Source organism: Aeromonas media, assembly GCF_000819985.1.
Lineage (GTDB): Bacteria > Pseudomonadota > Gammaproteobacteria > Enterobacterales > Aeromonadaceae > Aeromonas > Aeromonas media.
Genome location: NZ_CDBZ01000101.1, coordinates 17,614 through 41,358 on the forward strand (window position 1 = coordinate 17,614; position 23,745 = coordinate 41,358).

Genomic DNA, 23,745 nt, shown 5'->3' on the forward strand with positions numbered 1-23,745 from the left:
ATGCTGATCCGACTCTGGTGGCTGATCCGAAAAGAGTTACAGGCCCTGATGGGCAATACCCAGGGGCGCTTCCTGCTCATCATGCCGGTGCTGCTGCAAACGGCCCTCTTCCCCTTCGCCGCCACCCTGGAGGTGACCGGCAACACGCTCGCCATCTACGACCAGGATGGAGGGGCGCAGAGCCGGGAGCTCATCGAGCGCCTCACCCACCTGCCCGCCTTCACCACAGTGATGACGGTGGCGGGCGAGACCGGGATGACAGATGCCATCACCGGGCAACAGGCGCTGATCGGCCTCATCATCCCGCAGGATTTCTCCCGCCGGCTGGCCAGGGGCGAACAGGCCAGGCTGCAACTCATCATCGACGGACGCCGCTCCAACGGGGGTCAGGTGGCGGCGGGCTACATCAATGAGGTCATCGCCCGCTGGCAGAGCGAGGGCAAGGCGCAGCCCGAACTGGCGGTGCGCCACCTCTACAACCCCAACATCGAGTTCAGCTGGCACATATTGCCCTCCCTGGTGGCCATCATCACCACGGTCGGCTGCCTCATCGTCACAGCCCTGTCGGTGGCACGAGAGCGAGAAGAGGGCACCTTCGATCAACTGCTGGTCTCCCCCCTCACCGCGGGCTGGATCATGGCGGGCAAGGCGGTACCCGGCATCCTAGTGGCGGTGGGCCAGGGCACCATAGTCGCGCTGGCGGCCCGCTTCCTCTATCAGGTGCCGTTTGGCGGCAGCACCACCTTGCTGATGGCGGGCATGGTTTGCTACGGCCTGGCGCTGGCGGGGATAGGGCTCTTCGTCTCGTCCCTCTGTTCGACTCAGCAGCAGGCGTTTCTCGGGGTCTTCTCCTTCATGGTGCCGGCGGTGATCCTCTCCGGTTATGTCTCCCCCATCGAGAACATGCCGCAGCTGTTCCAGTGGCTGGCGGCCGTGGATCCCCTCAGCCACTTCATCCTGCTGCTCAAGGGGGTCTTCCTCAAGGATCTCGGCTGGTCGGCGGCCTGGCCCCTGCTCTGGCCCCTGCTCGCCATCGCCGGTGTTACCCTCTCTCTGGCGCTGGCCATGTTCCGCCGCCATATCGCCTGATGACTCGGCCCCTGCCAGGGGTCGGCCTCTTGCCCGCCATGCTGGCACTCAACCGGGGCCGTGCCGGGCACGGAAACCGTCAACTGGTATACCCATTTATGCATAGGTTTGAATTTCCTCGAATTACCCCTGAGGAGATATATAAATAGACACTTGATTTACATCAATTGCCCACCGCCCCTAACTGGGTAGCCTAACGTCAGATTGATGTTTTATTACTCCAAAATTGAGGCAACCATGAGCAAAGTCAGACTGGTCGTTGTGGGCAACGGCATGGTGGGGCACCGCTTCATCGAAGAGCTGATCGAGCGGGCCGACCCGGGCCGCTACGAGATCACCGTCTTCGGTGCAGAACCCCGTCCCGCCTACGATCGCGTCCATCTCTCCTCCTACTTCTCCCATCACACCAGCGAAGATCTCTCCCTCGTCAAACCCGGCTTCTACGACAAGCACGGCATCCGCCTGCTGCTCGGCGAAGCGGTGAAAAAAATCGACAGAACGACCCGCGAAGTGCACTCCAACAAGGGCACTGTGGTCGGTTACGACAAGCTGGTGCTGGCCACCGGCTCCTACCCCTGGGTACCGCCCATCCAGGGCAGCCAGCACCACGAGTGCTTCGTCTATCGCACCATCGAGGATCTGAAAGCCATCCGCAGCGCCGCCAAGAGCGGCAAGAGCGGGGTGGTGATCGGGGGCGGTCTGCTTGGCCTGGAAGCCGCCGGCGCCCTCAAGGCACTGGGTCTCGAGACCCACGTGGTGGAGTTTGCGCCTGTGCTGATGGCCGAACAGCTCGACGGTCAGGGCGGCCAGCTGCTGCGCCGCAAGATTGAATCCATGGGCGTGCAGGTGCACACCAGCAAGAGCACCAGCGAGATCCTGATGCACGGCGGCCGCGACGCCCAGCACCGCCTCGCCTTCGCCGACGGCAGCCAGCTTGAAGTGGACGTGGTGGTCTTCTCCACCGGCATCCGCCCGCAGGATACCCTGGGCCGTTACTGTGAACTGGCCATCGCCGACCGGGGCGGCGTGCTGATCGACGATCACTGCCTCACCTCCGACCCCGACATCTACGCCATCGGCGAGTGCGCAGCCTGGCAGGGCCGCTTCTTCGGGCTGGTGGCACCGGGCTACAAGATGGCCCAGATCACCGTCGACCATCTGCTCGGCGGCGACAGCCGCTTTGAGGGGGCGGACATGAGCGCCAAGCTCAAGCTGCTCGGTGTCTCCGTCGGCTCCATCGGTGATGCCCATGGCCGCACCCCGGGCAGCCACAGCTATGTGTTCCAGGATGACCAGGCCGGCGTCTACAAGAAGATCGTGGTGAGCGAAGACAACAGCCGATTGCTCGGCGCCGTGTTGGTGGGTGACGTGGATGACTACGGCAACCTGCTGCAGCTGATGCTCAACGCCCTGCCGCTGCCGAGCCACCCGGATACCCTGATCCTGCCCGCCTACGCCGGTGCCAAGCCGACACTGGGGGTGGATGCCCTGCCTTCAACCGCCCAGATCTGCTCCTGCTTCGACGTCTCCAAAGGCGACATCGCCCAGGCGGTGGCCGAGGGTCACACCACGCTGGCCGCCATCAAGGCGCACACCAAGGCCGGTACCGGCTGCGGCGGCTGCGTGCCGCTCATCAGCCAGGTGCTCAACGCCGAGCTGGTGAAGCAGGGCATCGAGGTCAACAACCACCTCTGCGCCCACTTCCCCTACTCCCGTCAGGAGCTGTTCCACCTGGTCAAGGTGGAGGGGATCAAGAGTTTCGACGAGCTGCTGGCAAAGCACGGTCACGGCCATGGCTGCGAGGTGTGCAAACCGACCGTCGGCTCCATCCTCGCCTCCTGCTGGAACGACTATGTACTGAGCCCGCTCAATACCCAGCTGCAGGACACCAACGACATCTTCCTCGGCAACATGCAAAAGGACGGCAGCTACTCCGTCATCCCGCGCATGGCCGGCGGTGAAGTGACCCCGGAAGGGCTGCTGGCGGTGGCCGAAGTGGCCCGCGACTACAAGCTCTACACCAAGATCACCGGCGCCCAGCGCATCGGCCTGTTCGGGGCCCAGAAGGATGACCTGCCCGCCATCTGGCGCAAGCTGCTGGCGGCGGGCTTCGAGACCGGTCAGGCCTACGCCAAGGCGCTGCGCATGGCCAAGACCTGCGTCGGCAGCACCTGGTGCCGCTTCGGCGTGCAGGACAGCGTCGGCCTCGGGGTCTTCCTCGAGAACCGCTACAAGGGTATTCGCACCCCCCACAAGATGAAGTTCGGTGTCTCCGGCTGTACCCGTGAATGTGCGGAAGCCCAGGGCAAGGACGTCGGCATCATCGCCACCGATGCCGGCTGGAACCTCTATGTAGGCGGCAACGGCGGCATGAAACCGCGCCACGCCGACCTGCTCGCCTCGGATCTGGACAGAGAGAGCCTAATCAAGCTGATCGACCGCTTTATGATGTTCTACGTCACCAGCGCCGACAAACTGCAGCGCACCTCGGTCTGGCTCGGCAACCTGGAAGGGGGCGTCGACTACCTGCGCGAAGTGATAGTCCACGACAAGCTGGGACTGAATGCCACCCTGGAGCACGACATCCAGGTGCTGATCGACAGCTACGAATGCGAATGGTCGCGCACCCTCAACGAAGAGGAAGCGCTCAAGCGTTTCAGCCACTTCATCAACAGCGACAAGCGCGACCCGGACGTCCAGTTCGTCAGCGAGCGCGACCAGCACCGACCGGCCACCCCGGCCGAGCGCATCCCCGTCTACCAGATCGAGGTGGAGACCAAATGATGAAACTTGCCTGCCAACGCAATGACATCCTGTCGGGCTGCATGGACGTTTGCGCCCTGCTCGATAGCCAGTTCATCCAACTCGATGTGGAGATTAAGCGATGAAACTTGCCTGCCAACTCAACGACATCATGCCGGGAACCGGTGTTTGTGCCCTCCTTGAAGGCCGCCAGATCGCCCTGTTCCGCCCGAGCGCGGCGGCCGAGGTGTTCGCCATCGACAACCGGGATCCCTTCTTCGCCGCCAACGTGCTGTCGCGCGGCATCATAGGTGAACACGAGGGTGAGCTCTGGGTCGCCAGCCCGCTCAAGAAGCAGCACTTCCGTCTGCGCGACGGCCACTGCCTCGAGAACGCCGCCATGTCGGTGCAAAGCTATCCCGTTGAAGTACGCGACCAGCAGGTCTGGGTCGCCGTCTGATGCCGACAAACCCCAGATCCATGTCGGTACAGGGCTACGTCCCCGTCAAAGTACGTGATCAACAGATCTAGGTCGCCGTCTAACACCATGCATATCAGGGCTGCCCGCGGGCGGCCCTCTTGAAGGAAATAAAGATGTATACCGAAACCATCAACAAGTGCGCCGCCAACGCGGCCCGCATCAACCGCTTCGAGCGCAGCGACAAGCTCGGCTTCTGGCTCAGCTCCGCCATGGCGGGGGCCTATGTGGGCCTTGGCATCATCCTCATCTTCACCCTGGGCAACCTGGTGGACCCGAGCATCCGTCCGCTGGTGATGGGAGCCACCTTCGGCATAGCCCTCACCTTAGTGATCATCGCCGGCTCGGAGCTGTTCACAGGCCACACCATGTTCCTCACCTTCGGGGTGAAGACCGGCAAGATCGCCATGGCCGATCTGCTGCGCATCCTGCCGCAAACCTGGGCCGGCAACCTGCTCGGCTCCATCGCGGTGGCGCTGATCTACTCCTACGGCGGCAGCCTGCTGCCGGACGCAGGCAGCCTGGCGCACAAGGTGGCGCTGGCCAAGACCCAGGCACCGGCGCTGACCCTGTTCATGAAGGGCGTGCTGTGCAACTGGCTGGTCTGCCTCGCCATCTGGATGGCGCTGCGCACCGAGGGTGCCGCCAAGTTCATCGCCATCTGGTGGTGTCTGCTGGCCTTCATCGCCTCCGGCTACGAGCACTCGGTCGCCAACATGACCCTGTTCGCCCTCTCCTGGTTCGGTGCCCACTCCGAGGCCTACACCCTGGGCGGTATCGGCCACAACCTGCTGTGGGTGACGCTCGGCAACACCGTCTCCGGCGCCCTCTTCATGGGCCTCGGCTACTGGTATGCCACCCCCAAGGCTGAGCGCCCGGTCGCGGTGAGCGACGCCACCACCACCATCAGCCAGACCCAAACCGCCTGATCAGGAGGCCCCATGGACTACTTGCCCATCTTTTGCCGACTCGACAACAAACCCGTGCTGCTGGTCGGCGGCGGCGAGGTAGCGGAGCGCAAGGCGCGCCTGCTGCTGGATGCCGGTGCCCAGCTCACAGTGGTCGCGCCCGAGCTCGACCCCGAGCTGGCGGAACTGGCTGCCAACGGCGGCATCGAGTGGCTGGCCGGTGAATTCGCGCCGCAGCAACTGGCGGGCAAGTGGCTGGTGGTGGCCGCCACCGATCGGCGCGAGGTGAACGCGCTGGTCTACCAGAGCGCGAATCAGGCGCGGATCTTTGCCAACGTGGTGGATGACCCGAAACGCTCCAGCTTCATCATGCCGTCGATCATCGACCGCTCGCCGCTGATGGTAGCCATCTCCTCCGGCGGCAAGGCACCGGTGCTGGCCCGCTTGCTGCGGGAAAAACTCGAGGCCCTGCTGCCACAACATCTGGGGGCCGTGGCGACCTTCGCTGGCAGCCTGCGGGAGCGGGTCAAGACCCGCTTCGCCAGCATGGGCGAGCGGCGCCGCTTCTGGGAACGGCTGCTCGGGGCAGACCGGCTCGGGCAGGCGTTGGCGCGGGGGGATAGCGCCTCTGCCCACCAGCTGGCCGACAGCCTGTTTGCCGATGAAAGCCAGACCGGAGGCGAAGTGGTGCTGGTGGGAGCAGGCCCCGGCGACCCGGGCCTGCTCACCCTGCACGCTCTGCGCCAGATGCAGCAAGCGGACGTGGTGGTCTATGACCGGCTGGTCTCGGACGAAGTGATGGCACTGGTGCGCCGGGATGCCAAACGCATCTTCGTCGGCAAGCAGGCGGGCAATCACTGCGTGCCGCAGGAGGGGATCAACCAGCTCTTGCTGGACGAAGCGAAGAAGGGGCAGCGGGTGGTACGGCTGAAGGGGGGTGACCCCTTCATCTTCGGCCGTGGCGGCGAGGAGCTGGAGACGCTGGTCGGCAGCGGCATCGGCTTTCAGGTGGTGCCGGGGATCACGGCGGCCAGCGGCTGCGCGGCCTACGCCGGTATTCCGCTGACCCATCGCGATCACGCCCAGAGCGTGCGCTTCGTCACCGCCCACGGCAAAGGGGGCGCCCGGGATCTCGACTGGCCGCTGCTGGCCAGAGACAAACAGACCCTGGTGTTCTATATGGGGCTTTCGTCTTGCGCCGTGATCCGCGAGCAGCTGCTGACCCACGGCAAGGGGGGCGACACCCCGGTGGCGCTGATCGAGCGCGGCACCCAGCCGAGCCAGCGGGTCATTCGCGGCACCCTCGACCAGTTACCCGAGCTGGCGGCCGGGGTCGAGAGCCCAGCCCTCATCATGGTGGGATCCGTGGTGACGCTGGCCGACCAGCTCGCCTGGTTCGGTCAGAACAATGCCCCTCTGGCGGCGGTGGCATCCGCCTGATGGAGTCCTCCCGCGCCCCTTTTTGACGACGCCGCCCTGGGGCGGCGTCTTTTTTACTGTTCTGACTGTCATAACCTCTTGTTTTGAATTTGGTATCCTATGGAGCAAGGCCATCCGGCCAACCGAATTCAGGAATCTTGTTGCATGTCTCTCCCCCCCAAGAACAGCGCCAAACAGCGTGAACACGACAGAGCCCGCATCCTCACCCTGCTGCTGGCCGACGATGCCCTCACCGACAGCCTGCTCGATCCCCAAGGGGTGCAGGACGCCGAGCTGCGGGATCAGACCAGCGAGCTGACGCGCCTGGTCAACAGCCTGCCGGCCGCCGACGTCGCCGATGCCCTGGAGTCCCTGCCGCCGGACGAGCGCCAGGTGCTGTGGCAGCAGGTGGACCCGGAGCGCCACGGCCAGATCCTGGTGGAGGCGTCTGAGACGGTGTGGGACAGCCTCATCAGCGGCATGAGCGACAAGGCACTGCTGCACGCCCTGCGCACTCTCGACATCGACGATCAGATCTACCTCGGCCAATACCTGCCCCGCAACCTGATGGGCCGGCTGCTCACCTCCATGGCCCCTGACCAGCGCGACCGGGTGCGGGAGGTGATCCGCTACGGCAAGCACACGGTCGGCGCCATGATGGACTTCGAGCTGATCACGGTGCGGGCCGACATAAGCCTGGCGACTGTGCAGCGCTATCTGCGCCAGCTCGGCAAGATCCCCGCCAACACCGACAAGCTGTTCGTCACCGACAGACGCAACCGGCTGCAGGGGGAGCTGCCCCTCACCACAGTGCTGCTGCACAAGCCGGAGACCAAGGTGGAAGACGTGATGGAGAAGAACCCCGTCACCTTCGATCCGGAAGACAACGACGAGGCGGCGGCTCGTACCTTCGAGCGGGACGATCTCGTCTCCGCTGCCGTGGTGGATGGCAAGGGCAAGCTGATGGGGCGGCTCACCGTCGCCGAAGTGGTGGACCTGGTCTATGAGGAGAGCGACACCGATCTGCGCCGCATGGGGGGGATCAGCGAGGAAGAAGACGTGTTCGCCCCTGTCGCCAAGGCGGTCAAGACCCGCTGGGCCTGGCTGGCGCTGAACCTCTGCACCGCTTTCGTGGCCTCCCGGGTCATAGGCCTGTTCGAGCACAGCATCTCGCAACTGGTGGCGCTGGCGGCCCTGATGCCCATCGTCGCGGGGATAGGCGGCAACACGGGCAACCAGACCATCACCATGATAGTGCGGGCCTTGGCGCTGCAGCACATCCAGCCGGGCAACGTCTCCTTCCTGCTGTGGCGGGAGCTGGGCGTGGCGCTGATCAACGGTCTGGTGTGGGGCGGCACCATGGGGGTCGCGACCTACTTCCTCTATCAGGATGCGGCACTGGGCGCCGTGATGACGCTCGCCATGGTGCTGAACCTGCTGGTGGCGGCCCTGATGGGGGTCATCATCCCCATGACCATGAGTCGGCTGGGGCGGGATCCAGCGGTGGGGGCCAGTGTGATGATCACCGCCATCACCGACACCGGCGGCTTCTTCATCTTCCTCGGTCTGGCGACCCTGTTCCTGCTCTAACCCCTGATGGCAGCCACCAGGGTGCCCGGCCCTGGTGGCCTCAGACCCCGGTAGCCCCGGATGGCAGGCCTTTGCCCCACGTAGGAATCCGGGGGCGTCGCCGCGACAAAAACGGGGATTCCCGCCTCTGGGCAAGGAATAGTCGTTGAAATGCCAACCCCACTCCTTATACTGGATCCACCTGTTTCCAGCGGTGGATCTGACACAATGGAATACAACACTTCAGAACTGTGCGACATCTATCAGGACATGGTGGATGTACTCGAACCCATGCTCTGCTCCTTCGGCGGCCGTGCCTCTTTCGGCGGCGTCATCACCACGGTCAAGTGCTTCGAATCGAACGGCCTCATCCGTGAAGTCGTCAAAGAGAACGGCGTCGGCCGCGTGCTGCTGATCGACGGCGGCGGCTCCATGCGCCGGGCCCTGATCGACAGCGAGATCGCCACCACGGCGGCGGAAAACGAGTGGGAAGGCATCGTCTGCTACGGCTGCGTGCGCGAGGTCGACATCCTGGAAGATCTCGACATCGGCATCCAGGCCCTGGCCGCCATCCCGGTCGGTGCCGATCATAAGGATGTGGGAGAGACGGATCTGCCGGTCAACTTTGGCGGTGTCACCTTCCTGCCGGACGATCACCTCTACGCCGACACCACAGGGGTGATCCTCTCACCCGATGCGCTCGATATCGAATAAGCAGACACAGACTGAAGATGGGAGCCTAGGCTCCCATTTTTATGGCTGCAACTTGCTGAAAAACAGACAAAAAAAGAGGGCCAGTAAACAACTGGCCCCTTAACTGGAAGCAATGTGAGCAATGTCGTGCCTTCACAAGAAGTCCATCACGTTGGAACGAATGAAGTCTTTCCCGGAAAACAAGGTAACAATAATCATTCTCATTTAACTGTGCAAGCCTTATTTGTAAAAAGTGCAAAAAAAATGACCACCGCGCGGGTGGTCATTCTCGTCAGGCTTGTCGTGTAGCCGTTTTCAGACTGGCCAGGCCGGCCTCCCCCACCAGCTTGCGGCTGAGGTAGCGCAGCAGCACGCCGTAGAGTGGTACAAACAATCCCAGGCTTATCAGCAGCTTGAATACGTAATCCACGGTCGCGATCTCGACCCAGTGCTCGGCCATGAAGGGATCCGTGCTGCGCCAGAAGGCGATGCTGAAGAAGGCGATGGTATCCACCAGGTTGCCAAACAGGGTCGAGGCCGCCGGTGCCACCCACCAGGCCCTGAGCAGTCTCAGGCGGTTGAACACCACCACGTCCATGAACTGGCCCACCAGATAGGCCATGAAGCTGGCCAGGGCGATGCGCGCCACGAAGAGGTTGAACTCCGCCAGATTGCCCATGCCCTGATAACTGCCTTCGAAGAAGAGCACGGAGAGCACATAGGAAACGGCCAGGGCCGGCAGCATCACGGTCTGGATGATCTTGCGGGCCAGTCCGGCACCGAAGATCCGCACCGTCAGATCGGTGGCCAGGAAGATGAACGGGAAGCTGAAGGCACCCCAGGTGGTGTGGAAGCCAAAGATGGTGATCGGCAGCTGCACCAGGTAGTTGCTGCTGGCGATGATCAGAATGTGGAACAACGAGAGACGCACCAGCGCCGTCTGGTGCTGAGCAGGGGTCAGATTCATATTGTGACCTTTTTGGTTAATGGGGTTAGGGAACCCATACCGCCACCATGGCGATAATTGAGGGGCGAGATTATACGCCCCGACGCGGATAGTTCAATCCTTATGCGATGAGACGGCTGAGTGCTGATGGCCGAGCCAGAGCACCACCTCCCTGTCGTCCGGGTGTGTCGCCTCCAGCCAGCAGCCGCTGTGCTGCTCATACTCCAGCCGCAACCGGCTGCCTTCGAACTCCAGCAGCCAGCTGTGGCGATCCGCTCCCCACTCCCGCTCGAGCGGTATAAGCTCCCACCCCTCGACCAGCGCCTCGGCAAGAGCCGGGAAACTGTCCCAGTCAAGGCCTGGGCAGGCCAGCAACACCACCCCGGCCTCCCGATCCGTCTGCATGACACGCCAGTTCATTCTTCACCCCTCAACTGCTGCAAGAGAGCTCGCCACCGCAATACCACTGGGGCACCGGGGTCGCCAGATCCTCGTATTCCGGCTGCTCGTCATAGGGGCGCTGCAGGGCGGCAAACAACCGCTCGAACGGCGCCATGCTCCCCGTCTCGGCGGCGTCTATCACCTGCTGGGCCAGGGCATTGCGCAGCACGTACTTGGGATTGACGGCATCCATCCGCACCTTGCGCGCCCCATCCTGACTCCCTTCACGGACCAGCCGCTGTCGATAGGCTTCGAGCCACTCCTGCCAGGCGGCCGGGTCCGGCAGCAGCGCCAGCAGGCTGGTGGGCCACTCCCCCTGGGTGGTCAGCTCACCCAGGCGACGCAGGAAGAGGTGATAGTCCACCCGATGCGCCGCCAGCAACTGGAATAGCTGGCGGAACAGGGCAGGATCTTCATCCTCCCAGGTCTCCAGGCCGAGCCGGGCGCGCATCAGTTCGGAGTAGTGCAACATCAGCTGATGCTCGTACTGGGCCAGGGCCGCCGCCAGGGCGTCGCCGTCCACCTGATCCGCCAGCGCCTGGGCCAGCTTCTGCAGGTTCCAGTAACCCACCGCCGGCTGCTGATCCAGGGCGTAGCGGCCACCCGGATCCGAGTGGTTGCAGACAAAGTCCGGCACATAGGCATCGATGAAACCGTAGGGGCCGTAATCCAGGGTCAGCCCGAGCAGGGACATGTTGTCTGTGTTCATCACCCCGTGACAGAAGCCCGCCGCCTGCCACTTGGCGATGAGGCGCGCGGTGCGCCGTACCACCTCGGCGAACAGCTCGGCACCGCTTTCCAGTTCGGGGAAGTGGTGACGCAGCAGATAATTGATGAGAGCCGGGATCTTCTCCCCCTGGCTGCTCCAGGCGAAGTACTCGAAGTGGCCGAAGCGCAGGTGGCTGGGCGCTGTGCGCAGCACTGTCGCACCGCTCTCGACCTGCTCCCGGTAGACGGGTTCGTCACTCCCCACCAGCACCAAGGCCCGGGTGGTCGGAATGCCGAGGGCATGGAGCGCCTCGGAGGCGAGGTATTCGCGGATGCTGGAGCGCAGCACGGCACGGCCGTCGCCGAAGCGGGAAAACGGCGTCTTGCCCGCCCCCTTCAGGTGCAGATCCCAGCGCTGACCATCCGGCGCCAGCTGCTCCCCCAGCAGCAGGGCGCGGCCATCCCCCAGGCGCGGGCTGTAGCCACCGAACTGGTGCCCCGCATAGACCTGGGCCACCGGCTGCATACCCGGCAACGGCTGCCCCAACCCGCAGCAGGCGAGCCAGTCAGCCTCACCGATCCCGTCCAGCCCCAGGTCCCGCAGCAGCCCCTGATTGAGGTGCAGCAACCTGGGTTCACGCAGAGGCTGAGGGGCCACGGGCTCGCAGGCCCAGGGCAGTTCGGTGGCGAAAGTGTTGATCAGCTTCATGGTGGTGTGGTTCGTCCCTGCGTATGCTCGTGTCACTCTTTATACCGCCGTCTGCCCGCTCAGGCTAACAGGCGATCGCGCTATTTCATTTCACGGAGAAAACAATGCAAAAATGGATATATGCCCTGCCCCTGCTGGCACTGGCCTGGGGACATCAGGTCAAGGCCGCCGACATCGAAGCGGGCAAGGCCAAGGCGACTGTCTGCGTCGCCTGTCATGGGGTGGATGGCAAGGCGAGTGTCCCCGTCTATCCCCATCTGGCCGGACAGAACGCTGCCTATCTGCTGAAACAGATGAAAGCCTTCAAGGAGGGTAGCCGCACAGAGCCATTGATGGCACCCTTCATGGCGATGCTGACCGAGGCGGATATGGAGAATCTGGCGGCCTATTATGCCAGCCTGAAGTAGCCTGGCGGCGCCCTATCCCCGATGCGGTCGATCACGCTTCGTTAATCGACCCTAGCGGCGGCAGTAGTCGATGATAAGGTCCATAAAGGCCTCGCCGAAGCGCTCCAGCTTGCGGTGACCGACACCGATGACCGTCAGCATCTCGTCATCGGCATAGCCACTGACCCCATCTCCACCAGGGTCGACCCTACCGGCGGCAATACTCGATGATAAGGTCCATAAAGGCCTCTCCGAAGCGCTCCAGCTTGCGGTGACCGACACCGTTGATGGCCAGCATCTCGTCCTCGGTCATCGGCATCAGCTGGGCCATTTCCACCAGGGTCGCGTCGTTGAACACCACGTAGGGCGGCACCTCTTCATCCTCGGCAATCTGCTTGCGCAGAGCCCGCAGCTCCTTGAACAGCCGCTTGTCGTAGTTGGCATTGTCGAGCAGGCCGCTGCGCTTCTCCTTGCGGCTGGAGATGGGCTGCAAGCGCGGCACCGCCAGGGCCAGCGTCGTCTCGCCGCGCAGCACGGGGCGGGCCGCCTCGGTCAGCTGCAACACCAGATTGCGAGTGATGTTCTGGGTCAGCAGCCCCTTGTGGATCAGCTGGCGGATCACGCTCATCCAGTATTCGTGGCTCTGATCCTTGCCGATGCCGTAGGTCGACAGCTTGTCGTGACCGTGATCCTTGATGCGCTGGTTGAGCGAGCCCCTGAGCACCTCCACCACATAACCCACCCCGAAGGCCTGACCCACCCGCCAGACGCAGGAGAGCGCCTTCTGGGCATCCTCGGTGCCGTCATAACTCTTGGGCGGGTCCAGGCAGATGTCGCAGTTGCCGCACGGCTTGTCGTTGTACTCGCCGAAATAGTTGAGCAGCACCTGACGGCGGCAGGTCTGCGCCTCGGCGAAGGCCGCCATCACGTTGAGCTTGTACTGCTCCACCTGCAACTGCTGGGGATTCTCTATGTTGTCGAGCAGGCGTCGCACCCGGCCAATGTCGGCGGGATCATATAGCAGCAGTGCCTCGGCGGGGGTACCGTCACGGCCGGCCCGGCCGGTCTCCTGATAGTAGGATTCGATATTCTTGGGGATGTCGTAGTGCACCACGAAGCGCACGTTGGGCTTGTCGATCCCCATGCCAAACGCCACCGTCGCCACCACTATCTCGACATCGTCCTTGAGGAAGGCATCCTGGGTGCGCAGCCGCTGATCCAGCGGCAGGCCCGCATGATAGGGCGATGCCTTGCAGCCATGGCGGGAGAGCCTCTCTGCCACTTCCTCCACCCGGTTGCGGCTGGAGCAATAGACGATGCCGCAGTTGCCCTTCTGGCTCTGCACGTAGCGCAGCAGTTGCTCGGCCCCCTTGAACTTCTCCACCAGGCTGTAACGGATGTTGGGCCTGTCGAAGCTGGCGGTGTGAATGAAGGGATCGTTGAGTTCCAACCGATGCAGCATGTCGCTGCGGGTCGCCTCGTCGGCAGTGGCGGTGAGCGCCACCACAGGCACCTGGGGGAACCACTGCTTGAGCCGCCCCAGCGCTGCGTATTCGGGCCGAAAATCGTGGCCCCACTGGGAGACGCAGTGGGCCTCGTCGATGGCGAACAGGCCGAGGGGCAACTCTGCCAGTCGATCCAGAAACTCGTGCTGCAGCAGCCGTTCGGGGGAGACATAGACCAGCTTGATCTCGCCACGGCGCATGGCGGCAAAGTTCTGGACCATCTCCTCCCGGCTCAGGGCGGAGTTGATATAGACCGCCGCTACGCCGTTGGCCCGCAGGCTGTCCACCTGATCCTTCATCAGCGAAATGAGGGGCGAGACCACCACTCCGAGCCCGGGGCGGAGCAGCGCCGGGATCTGGTAACAGAGGGACTTGCCGCCACCGGTGGGCTTGAGCACCAGGGCATCGCGCCCCGCCACTATCTGCTCGATGATCTCGAGCTGGCCCGGCCGAAATTGCTGGTAGCCGAAGACCGCCTGCAGCAGGGCAAGGGGGGTATCGGGCAAGGTGTCGGCAATGGCGGTCATGGGCTCTCCTTTGGGGTCGCCATTCTAAAGCAGCCGCCGCCCACAATAAACCTGCCATTGCGACTGTTAAGGAAGTGTTGCAGACTGGCTGGAGTTTTTACTCGGCTTTGATGACAGGGATCGGTATCAGAGAATGAAACAGATGTTGAAGAAGATGGCGCTCAGTGGCATTGCCAATCTGTTCGCCGAGAAGATGCCGTTCAACAAGCTCATCGGCATGCAGGTGACCCACTATGACTTCGAGAAAGTGGAGCTGCGCATCAAGATGGATGACAAGCTGATCGGCAACCCCTTCCATAACATCTTGCACGGCGGCGTCACCGCCAGCCTGCTGGATGTGGCCGGTGGCATGATAGTCGCCGCTTCCTGCATCGACGAGCTGGAGGATTTCTCCCCCAGCTACCTCAAGGAACGCTTTTCCCGCCTCGGCACCATAGACCTGCGAATCGACTATCTGCGACCCGGCCGCGGCAACGAGTTCATCGCCACCGCCCACATCATCCGCGCCGGTAGCAAGGTCGCCGTCGCCCGTATGGAACTGCACAACGAAGAAGGGACCCACATCGCCTTTGGCACCGGCACCTACCTGGTCGGCTAATGGCCTTTATTGCATAAAAAGTGCGCATCTAAGCTGATTTTAATCATTAGAATTGTTACCCCCCTCCACCGGCCAGGGTCCATACTGAAAGTCGGGATTGTGTGCAGAGGGAGGATTGCAGACGATGAGCGCGATGCTGGCTACCAAACCATCCAGAGCCTTGTTGACACAGCTCGAGTCTATGCGCGAAGAAGTGCAGACACCCGAGTGCCATCACTGGTTGGAACAGGAGCTGGAGGGGTATTCTCTCTGTGCACCCCTGCCTTGGTATCGCATCATTGCCTGTCGGCAACGCGGTCACTTCCTGAATCTGAAGACGGGGAAATATCTGACTTGCCACATCGGCAGCCAAACGCTAAGCCAACGCGACCTGGCCCAAGTTCAGTTCATCTATGCCCGTGAACCCGCCGCCCACTATCTACTGCGTCATGATCCCGGTATCGAACCCTGGCCAGAGCAACTGCTGGAAGCGTATCGAGAGCAGTTGATCCCCGGCCATCTCTGCCTGCAGGCCTGGCATGAGCCCGTGTCTTCGCTGCGTTCACAACTGATGGAGGGAATAGCACATTTCATTAGTGAGTACCCCAAGCATGCGGCTCTGCAAACTCAGCACGGCTTCAAGGCATTGCGGCATCAACACTGGCATATCTGATCATGCGCCCCGGGCGCAAGGAGGGCACCATCGACAAGACCCACAACGAGATTGCCACAATCTAGAGTGCCGGAGTCAGGATCAGACTCCACCTGTAGGGCCACCGAGCGGTGGCCCTTTTAATGGGCGGCATTCCGCACCGGGCAACCTCCTCTGCATACCATCATGCGTCTGCCTATCACGGCCAAGGCAAATAGCCCAATGCGAAAGACAACTCATTGAACCCCATGCGACTCACCAACACAGAGCAGCATTGTGAGCCACGGCAAGGCGGATCTTTGAGGTTTTGGCCGCGCAGGGCCTCGATGATCTGAGGGCTGATGAGCTGGCGATCGGGAGATAATCTGGGCGCAAGGCACATCGCACCATAGGTGCACCCCGATGAGGTGAACATTGAATTTGCCTGCCAGCTCAGGCCAGGCCAGGCAGCCGATTGCAATGGCTGGCGCCTTGGTGCCATGCCGTATGTCGCGACGGCAGAGGAAGCAGTGGGAAGCACAGGTAGTCAGCCCCGCAACGTTTGACATGCCAACACCATGTTCCTGCTTCATTATGTCATCACTATGTCATCGCGTCGTACTGCATCGTGCTTTGCACCGCCTCTGGCGCGAGCAGTACGGTCACCACCTGTCGTGCTGCCAGCCGCAAGTCACCTTCACCGAGGATCGCAGACACAAAGAAGAGGGGCCCGCTTGTGTCGGGCCCCTCGGTTGAACGCAACGATGCTACACCGTTACGGTCCAGTGCACAGATAGTTGTTGTTGTACTGGTCCAGTGTCGTGGCGAGGTTGTTTGCCTCGGCCGCGAATTGGCCCTTCTTCGGATAATCCCCCATCCCGGTGAAGTTCACCGCGTAGCTGGGCGGCGGTCCATCAAGAATGGCTTGGCCTGCAACCATCGCTGTGACGGCATTCGGACACTGACCCGCCCCGGCTTGCACGTTCAGCTTCGCAGCCAGCAGTTGCGCTGCCATGTTGAACGCCGGATCACTCGACTTCTGCTTGCCGCTCCCGACATCCTGCTTGCTCAGGATACGCACGGCCTCCTGGCAGGTATCCACGAACAGGTTGCCGATATAGACCCCGCCACCGACAAAGGAGGCCAGCGTCTGATCAAGCACGGGTTCCTGTTTGCCATTGGATTTGGCGCAGGACGCCCAGTTCCGCCAGAAACCGATGGTCAATGCACGGCCACCTGGGGGCGGTGTGTTGTCGATATTGAACACCTTCGTTTCACCCGGCCCCACCTCGAAGTCGCCACAGAGAATACTGTTGTCGATATTCGGGTTGATGACTACGCCATCCGGTGGCATGAACGCATTCGGAACAAAGGTTCCGAAGCTGCTGAGCCACCCCGGCAGCATGATCTCGCAGATCTGATAGGTCTGGCCTGGGATGAGCTCCTGCGTAAACACCAGGGTGCCGCCGTTCCCGGCATTGGCCGACATCGACTCCAGGGTCTCGCCGACGGAGAAGGTGGTAGCCCCCTGCCGCAGCACGAAGGTAAACGAGTAGCTGCCCAAGTCGGGGAGGCCATTCATGGTCTTGAGGACTTGTGCCCTGCCGCGTTCACGGTTCAGGAACGAACAGGAGAAGACCTTGCCTGCATCCTCCGGGTAGTCGACCACGAAGTCGCAGACCTTGTCCTGAATCGGCGAATCCGGGTTGGCCGAAACCAGATCCCAACCCGCCTTGGCCGTCTCGACCACGGTATAGGTACCCTCGCTAGTGAGGAGCAGATCGAGGCCAGCGGTCTGGAACATCGAAGGGCCCGCACCCGCACCGACATCTTGCATACTCAACAGCCCGCCATCCGGACCATACAACTTGAAGGTCCAGTAGTAGTCGTCATCCGAGTTTTCGAGTACCGGCTCAGTGGTCTTCTGCACCTGCGCCTTGGCCGGTTCGGTTGTTGGCACATTCTGGAAGTCGACAGTTGCCGAACAATGGGTCGCGATGCCGTCTTCGAGCTGGAGATCCACCGTCCTGGGGTTCGGATACTCGGCTGGGTCGCGCGGGTCAGCCAGACCGACAGGGACGCCAGTGTCACTGCCTGCGGCGAAGAACACGCTGCTCACCTCTTCGACATAATAGGTGTCGGGAACCAGGCCCCACGCCGTGACGGATTGCGTCGTCGCGCCTCCCCCCGTGAAGGTAATGACCTTGGTCTTGCTGAACGATCCATCATTGGCTCGGGTAATGTGGAATGTCACCTCGAGTTTTTCACCCGCATCAAGGAAGTTGGGGATGCTCTTCTCAATCATGAGCTTGGCCATGACCGATGAGGCGATCGGGATCTGCAGTTCGTTGGTGCTGGCAGCAAATCCGTCCGAGGCGGTCAGGTAGGCGGTGTCTCTCAACATGCCCGTCGTGACGCGTTTGGGATCGTCGAGATAAACCATCTTGTCAAAGGTGATGGAACCACTGTCTGTCTGGCCAGTCGTCTGCCACCCTACCTCGCCGTCCGTCTGCGTGTCCGCAATGTAGCCATCCAGGAAGTCGCCGAATGACGGGACTCCGACCGCATACATCAGACCCATGCCGTCGATCTCCTCCACGTCCTTGATGGTCGTCGAAGCATTGGTGACCTCACCCTGCTGGATCTGGGCGTTCGCGACCGCCGTCGTGGTGCCCGGGACCGGGATGCCAGTTGCCTTGTCCGTATAGGTCCCTGATACCTCGTTGTGCAGCCAGTCGCCAACCTTGCCCGCCGTCGCTGCGTCGAATTCGACCGTGAATTCGGCAACCATGCCATTGAAACCGGCAGCGAGGTCGAATGGACCCTCGTTATAGGTATCGAGCAGGGTACCGGTGTTGTCCGAACCCTTGTACAGCTTGTCGGTCAACTCGACGGTGATCGTACGCGCGGCTGGATTCTTCGCATTCAACACTATGTTGACCGCAACCTTGCCACCGATGACTTCCGCCTTGGTCCAGGTGACCGTGATCTGGACGGGAAGGGACGTCGGCGCATCACTGCGGCAGACGTTGCCAAAGTCCAGCGAGTCTTCGGTCCCCTTGGAGATATTCCAGGTCTGCTCCGCGCCCTGGTGGGCCGTCATCGTCTTGGAAATCTCCTGCGGCTCGATCTCCTTCACCGGGATGGAGACGTCGCGTGCACCAGCCCCTCCAGTGCCGAGATCTTCGGCCAGGAGATTGGCGTGCAGCGATGAACCCGGGAACAGGTGCGATCCCAGGGCCAACCGGCCGTAATAGTCATAGACACAGGTGGTATTTTTCGCCTGTGTGACCGTGATCAGTCGGTAAATGGAAATGTCTGTGCCGCCGATGCCGGGGTTCTTGGGGGTTTGCGGCGTCGACTGTGCTGCCGCACAGGACGCACTCGATTTGCCCACATTCAGTACCGGGGCCGAAATAATGTCATATCCGGGTTTGCCTGCATCCTCGTTGTCCAGTACCACACCAAGGGTGTACATCTGGCTGGCAGGGGCGGAATTACCGGCCTGCAGCGTGATGCGATAAGGAACGAGGTCGAGTTCGTTCCACGTCTTGCCCAGGTTGCCAGTGGTGTAGTCCGCGTCGGGGCAGATAAAGGGGCCGCCATCGGGGAAGGTGAAATTCGCATCTTTGCGACATCCCTCCAAGGTAGTCTGCACCCCAACGGGGTCGGCGGCCTGCGCCGGCGCCGTGCCGAGCAGCCCGAGCGCGAGCACGGCCCCCAGCGTCGTCTTCCATCGTTTGCTGACGAACATGTCGATGTCTCCTTGACGTTGTCCTTGTGTGGCCGGGAAGTGTCGTTCGACACGAGCACCCACGACCGCCGGTCGTCATGACGAGAGCGATAGAGCAAGTCGTATGCCAGTGGACATGGTGTTTAAAAACAAAGAGTTACGAATTCTTGCCATCAGGCATGTCACAGCAGTGAAACACACGGTACCGCGCTACCCGTCGAAATTGACCACAAGTCTTTGATAATTGAACCAAACGAGCATGGGAGATGCTGTATCGCGATTGATACTCGTGGCGGCGATGTCTGAGGTGCCATCGCCCTGCTGCGATGCCTGCCTCCAAGCCAATCTGTGTCGTCGCGACGGTGTGAAGGCTCGACATCGTGTCCAGCAGACCGTCAGTGCGACGCGCCATGTGCACGGCGAGCCGAGGAGCCACCACAGGGGGATTGCCGTTTGAAGGGGATCCGTCGATGAACGTCTGGTGCTGGCAAAGGCGGTGGAGGAGCAGGGTGCCCGGCTCAAGGGGGAGTGAACCGGATGTGCGTGACCGTCCCGGGAAGCATGCCTTTGCATGAGGGATGATGGACCAGACAAGGAAGGACAATGACGAGGAGATGCAGGGGAGATGCCTCATGGCCCTGGGCATTCCAAAAGCGAAAAGGCCGCTCAATGAGCGGCCTTTTCCAATGTGGTCGGTGTGAGAGGATTCGAACCTCCGACCCCTTCGTCCCGAACGAAGTGCGCTACCAAGCTGCGCTACACACCGATGTCTGCGGGGCGAGAATTTACCGAAAGCCCCGACATGACACAAGCCTTTTTTTGCATCTGCCGTAAAAAAAGGGCTTTACGCTCAATAATCCAGCGTTTCATGGCGATCAGGGGCACCGGGCTCATCCCGGTACTCGGTTACGCCTTTGGCGGCAGCTGAAACTCGGCTGGTCCCAGCAGACGCCGACTCCAATCGGCAACGACCCCGTGCTCTAGCCAGTGGGCCGCATGCTGCCGCCAATTGGGAGAGAGCGCCGGGTTCTCCAGCAGCAGTTGCAGGTCTCCTTCGTGGCGGGCCTGGTTGAACAGGATGTCGGCGGTACGCTTCACCGTCAGCTCGGGATAGGGCCTGTCCATCAGCAGCAGTTCATCCACCGGGGCCACGTGCCCCTCCTCCAGCACCCGCAGCAACCAGCCGCAGCGGCCGTTGAGTTGCATCACCAGGGAGAGGTGCGGGTAGCCAAAGCGTTGATTGAGCTTGAAGCAGGGGGATCTCGGCTGACTGATCTGGACCAGGGCAGCGCCGAGGCGATAGACATCGCCGATACAGGCCTGCGCCTCGGTCAATCCGAGGCCGGAGAGGTTTTCGCCAAAGGCCGCCGGCTGCCAGGAGGCTCGGGGGGCAGGCAGGCCCAGCGCGGTTTGCCAAGTCTTCCACCAGGGGTAGTGATCCGCGGGATAATAGTGCAGGGCGCGGTCCGGGCCGCCGTGATGGCGTTTGTCGCTCTGCTCATCGCCTTCCAGGCCCGAGAAGCTGCACCACAGGGGATGGCCTGTCTCATGCTTGTCGATGGCACTGACGAGTCCGGGGGCGAGTTCGGCATTCATCTCGGCGCTCTGGCCGATAAAGAGGGAGATCCGCATTCCATGCTCCTGACGGATGAGAGAATGCGGATCTTAGGGGCTGTTGAGCCGTCAGCGCAAGCCGCGTGACCGCCTCAACAGCCCCGGGGTCAGGCGACGGCCTGCATCTGGGTGGTCATGGCAATCTCGGCACGGCGGCGTTTCTCCGCCCTCGCCATCAGGTACCAACTGCCGAAGGTGAACAGCGACACCGACAGCAGGATCAGGCTCGCCACCGCGTTGATCTCGGGTTTCACCCCGAGGCGCACCGCCGAGAACACCTCCATCGGCAGGGTAGTGGAACCTGGGCCGGAGACGAAGCTCGCCAGCACCAGATCATCCAGCGACAGGGCGAACGACATCATGCCACCCGCCGCCAGTGACGGGGCTATCATCGGGATGGTGATGAGGAAGAACACCTTCCACGGCTTGGCGCCAAGATCCATGGCCGCCTCCTCGATGGAGAGATCCAGTTCCCGCAGCCTGGCCGACACCACGATCGCCACATAGGCGGTACAGAAGGTGGTGTGGGCAATCCAGATGGTCAGCATGCCCCGCTCGGCGGGCCAGCCCACCAGCTGGGCCATGGCCACGAACAGCAGCAGCAGCGACAGACCGGTGATCACCTCTGGCATCACCAGGGGCGCCGTCACCATGCCGCCAAACAGGGTGCGGCCACGGAAGTGCGGGATCCGGGTCAGCACGAAGGCCGCCACAGTCCCCAGCGCCACCGCGGCGATGGCGGTGTAGAAGGCGATCTCCAGGGAGCGGAACACGGAGCCAATCAACTGTTTGTTGTCGAGCAGACCGAAATACCACTTCAAGGACCAGCCCCCCCACACCGTCACCAGCTTGGAGGCGTTGAAGGAGTAGATGACCATGATGATCATGGGCAGGTAGATGAACAGCAGCCCCAGCCAAAGCATCAGCCTGGCAAAACCAAAGCGCCTCATACTTTCCCCTCCAGCTCTTTGGCCTGGTTGCGGTTGAACAGGATGATCGGAATGATCAGCACCGCCAGCATCACCACCGCCAGGGCGGACGCCACCGGCCAGTCGCGGTTGTTGAAGAACTCCTGCCACAGCACCTTGCCGATCATCAGGGTCTCCGGGCCGCCCAGCATCTCGGGGATGACGAACTCGCCCACCACGGGAATGAAGACCAGCATGCAACCGGCGATGATGCCGTTCTTGGAGAGCGGCACCGTGATCTGCCAGAACCGGGTCAGGTTGCGGGCGCCGAGATCGGAGGCCGCCTCCAGCAGGCTCTGGTCATGTTTGACCAGATTGGCATAGAGCGGCAGCACCATGAACGGCAGGTAGGAGTAAACGATGCCGATGTAGACCGCCAGGTTGGTGTTGAGGATCTGCAAGGGCTCGTCTATTGCCCCAATCCCCAGCAAGAAGCTGTTGAGCAGGCCGTTGTTGCTGAGGATGCCCATCCAGGCGTAGACCCGGATCAGGATCGCGGTCCAGGTCGGCATCATGATGAGCAACAGCAGAACGGTCTGGGTCTCCTTGTTGGCCCGTGCGATGGAGTAGGCCATGGGATAGCCGATCAGCAGGCACAGAAGCGTGCTGATGAAGGCCATCTTGAGGGAACCCAAATAGGCCGCGATATAGAGCTCATCCTCCTGCAGCAGCAGGTAGTTGCCCATGTGGAGCAAGATGGTGAGCTGACTGTCTGCCCAGGTCACCACGTCGGTGTAGGGCGGGATCGCCACATCAGCCTCGGCGAAGCTGATCTTCACCACGATGACGAAGGGCAGCAGGAAGAACAGGAAGAGCCAGAAGAAGGGGATGCCGATCACCAGCTGGCGCCCCCCCATCTGCTTGAGTCGTCTCAATGCCTTCATGATTGCAGCACCACGCCGCTGTCATCTTCCCAATACAGGAACACCTGGTCATCCCAGGTTGGCCGCTTGCCGTGGCGTTCGGCATTGGCGATGAAAGCCTGAACGATTTTGCCCGAGGGCAGCTGGATGTGATAAACCGAGTGGCCGCCCAGATAGGCAATGTCATAGACCTCACCCTTGGTCCAGTTGAAGTCCGGATGCTCGATCTCCTCCGGCTTGTGCAGGCTCATCAGCAATTTTTCCGGCCGCAGGGCGTAGGTCACCTTCTTGTTCTCGGCACGGGAGCTGATGCCATGGCCCACGTAGATGGGCTGCTCCAGATCCGCGCAGGCGATGGTGGCGTGGTCCTGCTCATCTTCCACCAGCAGGCCATCAAACAGGTTGACGTTGCCGATGAACTCGCACACCAGCCGGCTGGCCGGGGTTTCGTAGATGTCCATCGGGCTGCCGATCTGCTCGATGCAGCCGAGGTGCATGATGGCGATCCGTTCCGCCATGGTCATGGCCTCTTCCTGATCGTGGGTCACCATGACGCAGGTTACGCCGACTCGCTCGATGATCTCCACCAGCTCCAGTTGCATCTTGGAGCGCAGCTTCTTGTCCAGCGCCCCCATGGGCTCATCCAGCAACAGCAGCTTGGGGCGCTTGGCCAGCGACCTGGCCAGGGCGACCCGCTGGCGTTGACCACCGGAGAGCTGGTGCGGTTTGCGGCGTGCATACTGGGTCATCTGCACCAGCTTGAGCATCTCCTCCACCCGGGCGTCGACCTCTGCCTTGGGCAGGCCATCCTGCTTGAGGCCGAAGGCGATGTTCTGCGCCACCGTCATGTGGGGAAACAGGGCGTAGGACTGGAACATCATGTTGATGGGACGTTCATAGGGCGGCATGTCGGTAATGTCGACCCCATCCAGAAACAGCCGCCCCTCGGTGGGGCGCTCGAACCCGGCCAGCATCCGCAGCAAGGTGGACTTGCCGGAACCTGAACCACCCAGCAGGGCGAAGATCTCGCCCTTGTGGATGTTGAGAGACACGTTGTCGACCGCCAGCGTTTCGTCGAACTGCTTGCTTACCCTGTCTATTTTGACCAGCACTTCTTTACGCTGCTGGCTGCCCTCGAGGGCTTTCTTGTAGGCACTGGAGGCTATCGCCATTACCAAACTCCCAAAGGTGATACCGGCCGGGGCCGATCCATCAATACAATCTGGCGCCCCGGGATGG

General features: G+C 62.1%; 19 protein-coding genes and 1 tRNA gene. 10 read left to right on the forward strand and 10 right to left on the reverse strand.

Going from position 1 to position 23,745, the window contains the following annotated elements:
• The 7 genes from BN1127_RS08935 (at nucleotide 1) to rraA (ending at nucleotide 8,919) form a co-directional block, all read left to right on the forward strand.
• The gene (locus BN1127_RS08935; RefSeq protein WP_042649182.1) at nucleotides 1-1,089 is read left to right on the forward strand and encodes an ABC transporter permease; all 1,089 of its coding nucleotides are present in this window, start codon (nucleotides 1-3) and stop codon (nucleotides 1,087-1,089) included.
• 237 nt (nucleotides 1,090-1,326) lie between these two features.
• Entirely contained in the window at nucleotides 1,327-3,873 is a 2,547-nt protein-coding gene (gene nirB, locus BN1127_RS08940) for a nitrite reductase large subunit NirB (protein WP_042649183.1), read from the forward strand.
• 100 nt (nucleotides 3,874-3,973) lie between these two features.
• Nucleotides 3,974-4,291 carry a nitrite reductase small subunit NirD gene (gene nirD, locus BN1127_RS08945; RefSeq protein WP_042649184.1) on the forward strand — a complete coding sequence of 106 codons (318 nt, stop codon included), beginning with the start codon at nucleotides 3,974-3,976 and terminating at the stop codon, nucleotides 4,289-4,291.
• Between the two features lie 134 nt (nucleotides 4,292-4,425).
• Nucleotides 4,426-5,238 (forward strand): nitrite transporter NirC, encoded by an 813-nt coding sequence (nirC, locus tag BN1127_RS08950; RefSeq protein ID WP_042649185.1) that lies wholly within the window; start codon nucleotides 4,426-4,428, stop codon nucleotides 5,236-5,238.
• Nucleotides 5,239-5,250: 12 nt separating this feature from the next.
• On the forward strand, nucleotides 5,251-6,657 hold the full coding sequence (gene cysG, locus BN1127_RS08955; RefSeq protein ID WP_042649186.1) for a siroheme synthase CysG: 1,407 nt from the start codon (nucleotides 5,251-5,253) through the stop codon (nucleotides 6,655-6,657).
• Nucleotides 6,658-6,801: 144 nt separating this feature from the next.
• Nucleotides 6,802-8,226 carry a magnesium transporter gene (gene mgtE, locus BN1127_RS08960; protein ID WP_042649187.1) on the forward strand — a complete coding sequence of 475 codons (1,425 nt, stop codon included), beginning with the start codon at nucleotides 6,802-6,804 and terminating at the stop codon, nucleotides 8,224-8,226.
• Between the two features lie 207 nt (nucleotides 8,227-8,433).
• The gene (rraA, locus tag BN1127_RS08965) at nucleotides 8,434-8,919 is read left to right on the forward strand and encodes a ribonuclease E activity regulator RraA (protein ID WP_005328442.1); all 486 of its coding nucleotides are present in this window, start codon (nucleotides 8,434-8,436) and stop codon (nucleotides 8,917-8,919) included.
• Nucleotides 8,920-9,190: 271 nt separating this feature from the next.
• Here the strand turns inward: rraA and BN1127_RS08970 are convergent, their stop codons facing one another.
• The 3 genes from BN1127_RS08970 to BN1127_RS08980 form a co-directional block, all read right to left on the reverse strand.
• Nucleotides 9,191-9,865: a 7-cyano-7-deazaguanine/7-aminomethyl-7-deazaguanine transporter gene (locus BN1127_RS08970; RefSeq protein WP_042649188.1), complete on the reverse strand. Its 675-nt coding sequence runs from the start codon at nucleotides 9,863-9,865 to the stop codon at nucleotides 9,191-9,193.
• 93 nt (nucleotides 9,866-9,958) lie between these two features.
• A complete protein-coding gene (locus BN1127_RS08975) occupies nucleotides 9,959-10,264 on the reverse strand; it encodes a DUF3630 family protein (RefSeq protein WP_042649189.1) in 306 nt (101 codons plus the stop codon).
• Between the two features lie 10 nt (nucleotides 10,265-10,274).
• A complete protein-coding gene (locus tag BN1127_RS08980) occupies nucleotides 10,275-11,702 on the reverse strand; it encodes a protein adenylyltransferase SelO (protein ID WP_042649190.1) in 1,428 nt (475 codons plus the stop codon).
• A gap of 104 nt (nucleotides 11,703-11,806) precedes the next feature.
• Between BN1127_RS08980 and BN1127_RS08985 the strand changes: the two genes are divergently transcribed.
• Nucleotides 11,807-12,109 (forward strand): c-type cytochrome, encoded by a 303-nt coding sequence (locus tag BN1127_RS08985; RefSeq protein WP_042649191.1) that lies wholly within the window; start codon nucleotides 11,807-11,809, stop codon nucleotides 12,107-12,109.
• 187 nt (nucleotides 12,110-12,296) lie between these two features.
• Here the strand turns inward: BN1127_RS08985 and recQ are convergent, their stop codons facing one another.
• Nucleotides 12,297-14,120: an ATP-dependent DNA helicase RecQ gene (gene recQ / locus BN1127_RS08990; protein WP_042649192.1), complete on the reverse strand. Its 1,824-nt coding sequence runs from the start codon at nucleotides 14,118-14,120 to the stop codon at nucleotides 12,297-12,299.
• A 133-nt stretch (nucleotides 14,121-14,253) separates the two neighbouring features.
• Here recQ and BN1127_RS08995 point away from each other — a divergent pair, with 133 nt between their 5' ends.
• Together BN1127_RS08995 and BN1127_RS09000 are read left to right on the forward strand one after the other, a co-directional pair.
• A complete protein-coding gene (locus tag BN1127_RS08995; protein WP_005328457.1) occupies nucleotides 14,254-14,718 on the forward strand; it encodes a thioesterase family protein in 465 nt (154 codons plus the stop codon).
• 124 nt (nucleotides 14,719-14,842) lie between these two features.
• Nucleotides 14,843-15,370: a hypothetical protein gene (locus BN1127_RS09000; protein WP_041206587.1), complete on the forward strand. Its 528-nt coding sequence runs from the start codon at nucleotides 14,843-14,845 to the stop codon at nucleotides 15,368-15,370.
• A 733-nt stretch (nucleotides 15,371-16,103) separates the two neighbouring features.
• Here the strand turns inward: BN1127_RS09000 and BN1127_RS09005 are convergent.
• The 6 genes from BN1127_RS09005 to potA all read right to left on the reverse strand — a co-directional run bounded on the left by BN1127_RS09005 (nucleotide 16,104) and on the right by potA (nucleotide 23,678).
• On the reverse strand, nucleotides 16,104-19,082 hold the full coding sequence (locus BN1127_RS09005; RefSeq protein ID WP_048824730.1) for a hypothetical protein: 2,979 nt from the start codon (nucleotides 19,080-19,082) through the stop codon (nucleotides 16,104-16,106).
• Between the two features lie 668 nt (nucleotides 19,083-19,750).
• Nucleotides 19,751-19,827 (reverse strand) — tRNA-Pro (locus tag BN1127_RS09010).
• Between the two features lie 140 nt (nucleotides 19,828-19,967).
• A complete protein-coding gene (locus BN1127_RS09015; RefSeq protein ID WP_042649194.1) occupies nucleotides 19,968-20,693 on the reverse strand; it encodes an MOSC domain-containing protein in 726 nt (241 codons plus the stop codon).
• A gap of 89 nt (nucleotides 20,694-20,782) precedes the next feature.
• Nucleotides 20,783-21,625 carry an ABC transporter permease subunit gene (locus BN1127_RS09020; protein WP_005328470.1) on the reverse strand — a complete coding sequence of 281 codons (843 nt, stop codon included), beginning with the start codon at nucleotides 21,623-21,625 and terminating at the stop codon, nucleotides 20,783-20,785.
• A complete protein-coding gene (locus BN1127_RS09025) occupies nucleotides 21,622-22,527 on the reverse strand; it encodes an ABC transporter permease subunit (RefSeq protein ID WP_042649195.1) in 906 nt (301 codons plus the stop codon). The genes BN1127_RS09020 and BN1127_RS09025 overlap by 4 nt, the downstream gene beginning before the upstream one ends.
• The gene (gene potA / locus BN1127_RS09030) at nucleotides 22,524-23,678 is read right to left on the reverse strand and encodes a polyamine ABC transporter ATP-binding protein (protein ID WP_005328474.1); all 1,155 of its coding nucleotides are present in this window, start codon (nucleotides 23,676-23,678) and stop codon (nucleotides 22,524-22,526) included. Before potA ends, BN1127_RS09025 begins: the two co-directional genes overlap by 4 nt.
• Between the last annotated feature and the right edge of the window lie 67 nt (nucleotides 23,679-23,745).

Bases quoted from the DNA above. Each gene is read 5' to 3' on its own strand.
- BN1127_RS09020 (WP_005328470.1), bottom strand. From the start codon at position 21,625: ATGAGGCGCTTTGGTTTTGCCAGGCTGATGCTTTGGCTGGGGCTGCTG.
- BN1127_RS09015 (WP_042649194.1), bottom strand. From the start codon at position 20,693: ATGCGGATCTCCCTCTTTATCGGCCAGAGCGCCGAGATGAATGCCGAA.
- BN1127_RS09000 (WP_041206587.1), top strand. From the start codon at position 14,843: ATGAGCGCGATGCTGGCTACCAAACCATCCAGAGCCTTGTTGACACAG.
- nirD (WP_042649184.1), top strand. From the start codon at position 3,974: ATGAAACTTGCCTGCCAACTCAACGACATCATGCCGGGAACCGGTGTT.
- BN1127_RS08935 (WP_042649182.1), top strand. From the start codon at position 1: ATGCTGATCCGACTCTGGTGGCTGATCCGAAAAGAGTTACAGGCCCTG.
- nirC (WP_042649185.1), top strand. From the start codon at position 4,426: ATGTATACCGAAACCATCAACAAGTGCGCCGCCAACGCGGCCCGCATC.
- recQ (WP_042649192.1), bottom strand. From the start codon at position 14,120: ATGACCGCCATTGCCGACACCTTGCCCGATACCCCCCTTGCCCTGCTG.
- mgtE (WP_042649187.1), top strand. From the start codon at position 6,802: ATGTCTCTCCCCCCCAAGAACAGCGCCAAACAGCGTGAACACGACAGA.
- BN1127_RS08980 (WP_042649190.1), bottom strand. From the start codon at position 11,702: ATGAAGCTGATCAACACTTTCGCCACCGAACTGCCCTGGGCCTGCGAG.
- BN1127_RS09005 (WP_048824730.1), bottom strand. From the start codon at position 19,082: ATGTTCGTCAGCAAACGATGGAAGACGACGCTGGGGGCCGTGCTCGCG.
- nirB (WP_042649183.1), top strand. From the start codon at position 1,327: ATGAGCAAAGTCAGACTGGTCGTTGTGGGCAACGGCATGGTGGGGCAC.
- BN1127_RS08975 (WP_042649189.1), bottom strand. From the start codon at position 10,264: ATGAACTGGCGTGTCATGCAGACGGATCGGGAGGCCGGGGTGGTGTTG.
- BN1127_RS08970 (WP_042649188.1), bottom strand. From the start codon at position 9,865: ATGAATCTGACCCCTGCTCAGCACCAGACGGCGCTGGTGCGTCTCTCG.
- potA (WP_005328474.1), bottom strand. From the start codon at position 23,678: ATGGCGATAGCCTCCAGTGCCTACAAGAAAGCCCTCGAGGGCAGCCAG.
- BN1127_RS08985 (WP_042649191.1), top strand. From the start codon at position 11,807: ATGCAAAAATGGATATATGCCCTGCCCCTGCTGGCACTGGCCTGGGGA.
- rraA (WP_005328442.1), top strand. From the start codon at position 8,434: ATGGAATACAACACTTCAGAACTGTGCGACATCTATCAGGACATGGTG.
- BN1127_RS09025 (WP_042649195.1), bottom strand. From the start codon at position 22,527: ATGAAGGCATTGAGACGACTCAAGCAGATGGGGGGGCGCCAGCTGGTG.
- cysG (WP_042649186.1), top strand. From the start codon at position 5,251: ATGGACTACTTGCCCATCTTTTGCCGACTCGACAACAAACCCGTGCTG.
- BN1127_RS08995 (WP_005328457.1), top strand. From the start codon at position 14,254: ATGAAACAGATGTTGAAGAAGATGGCGCTCAGTGGCATTGCCAATCTG.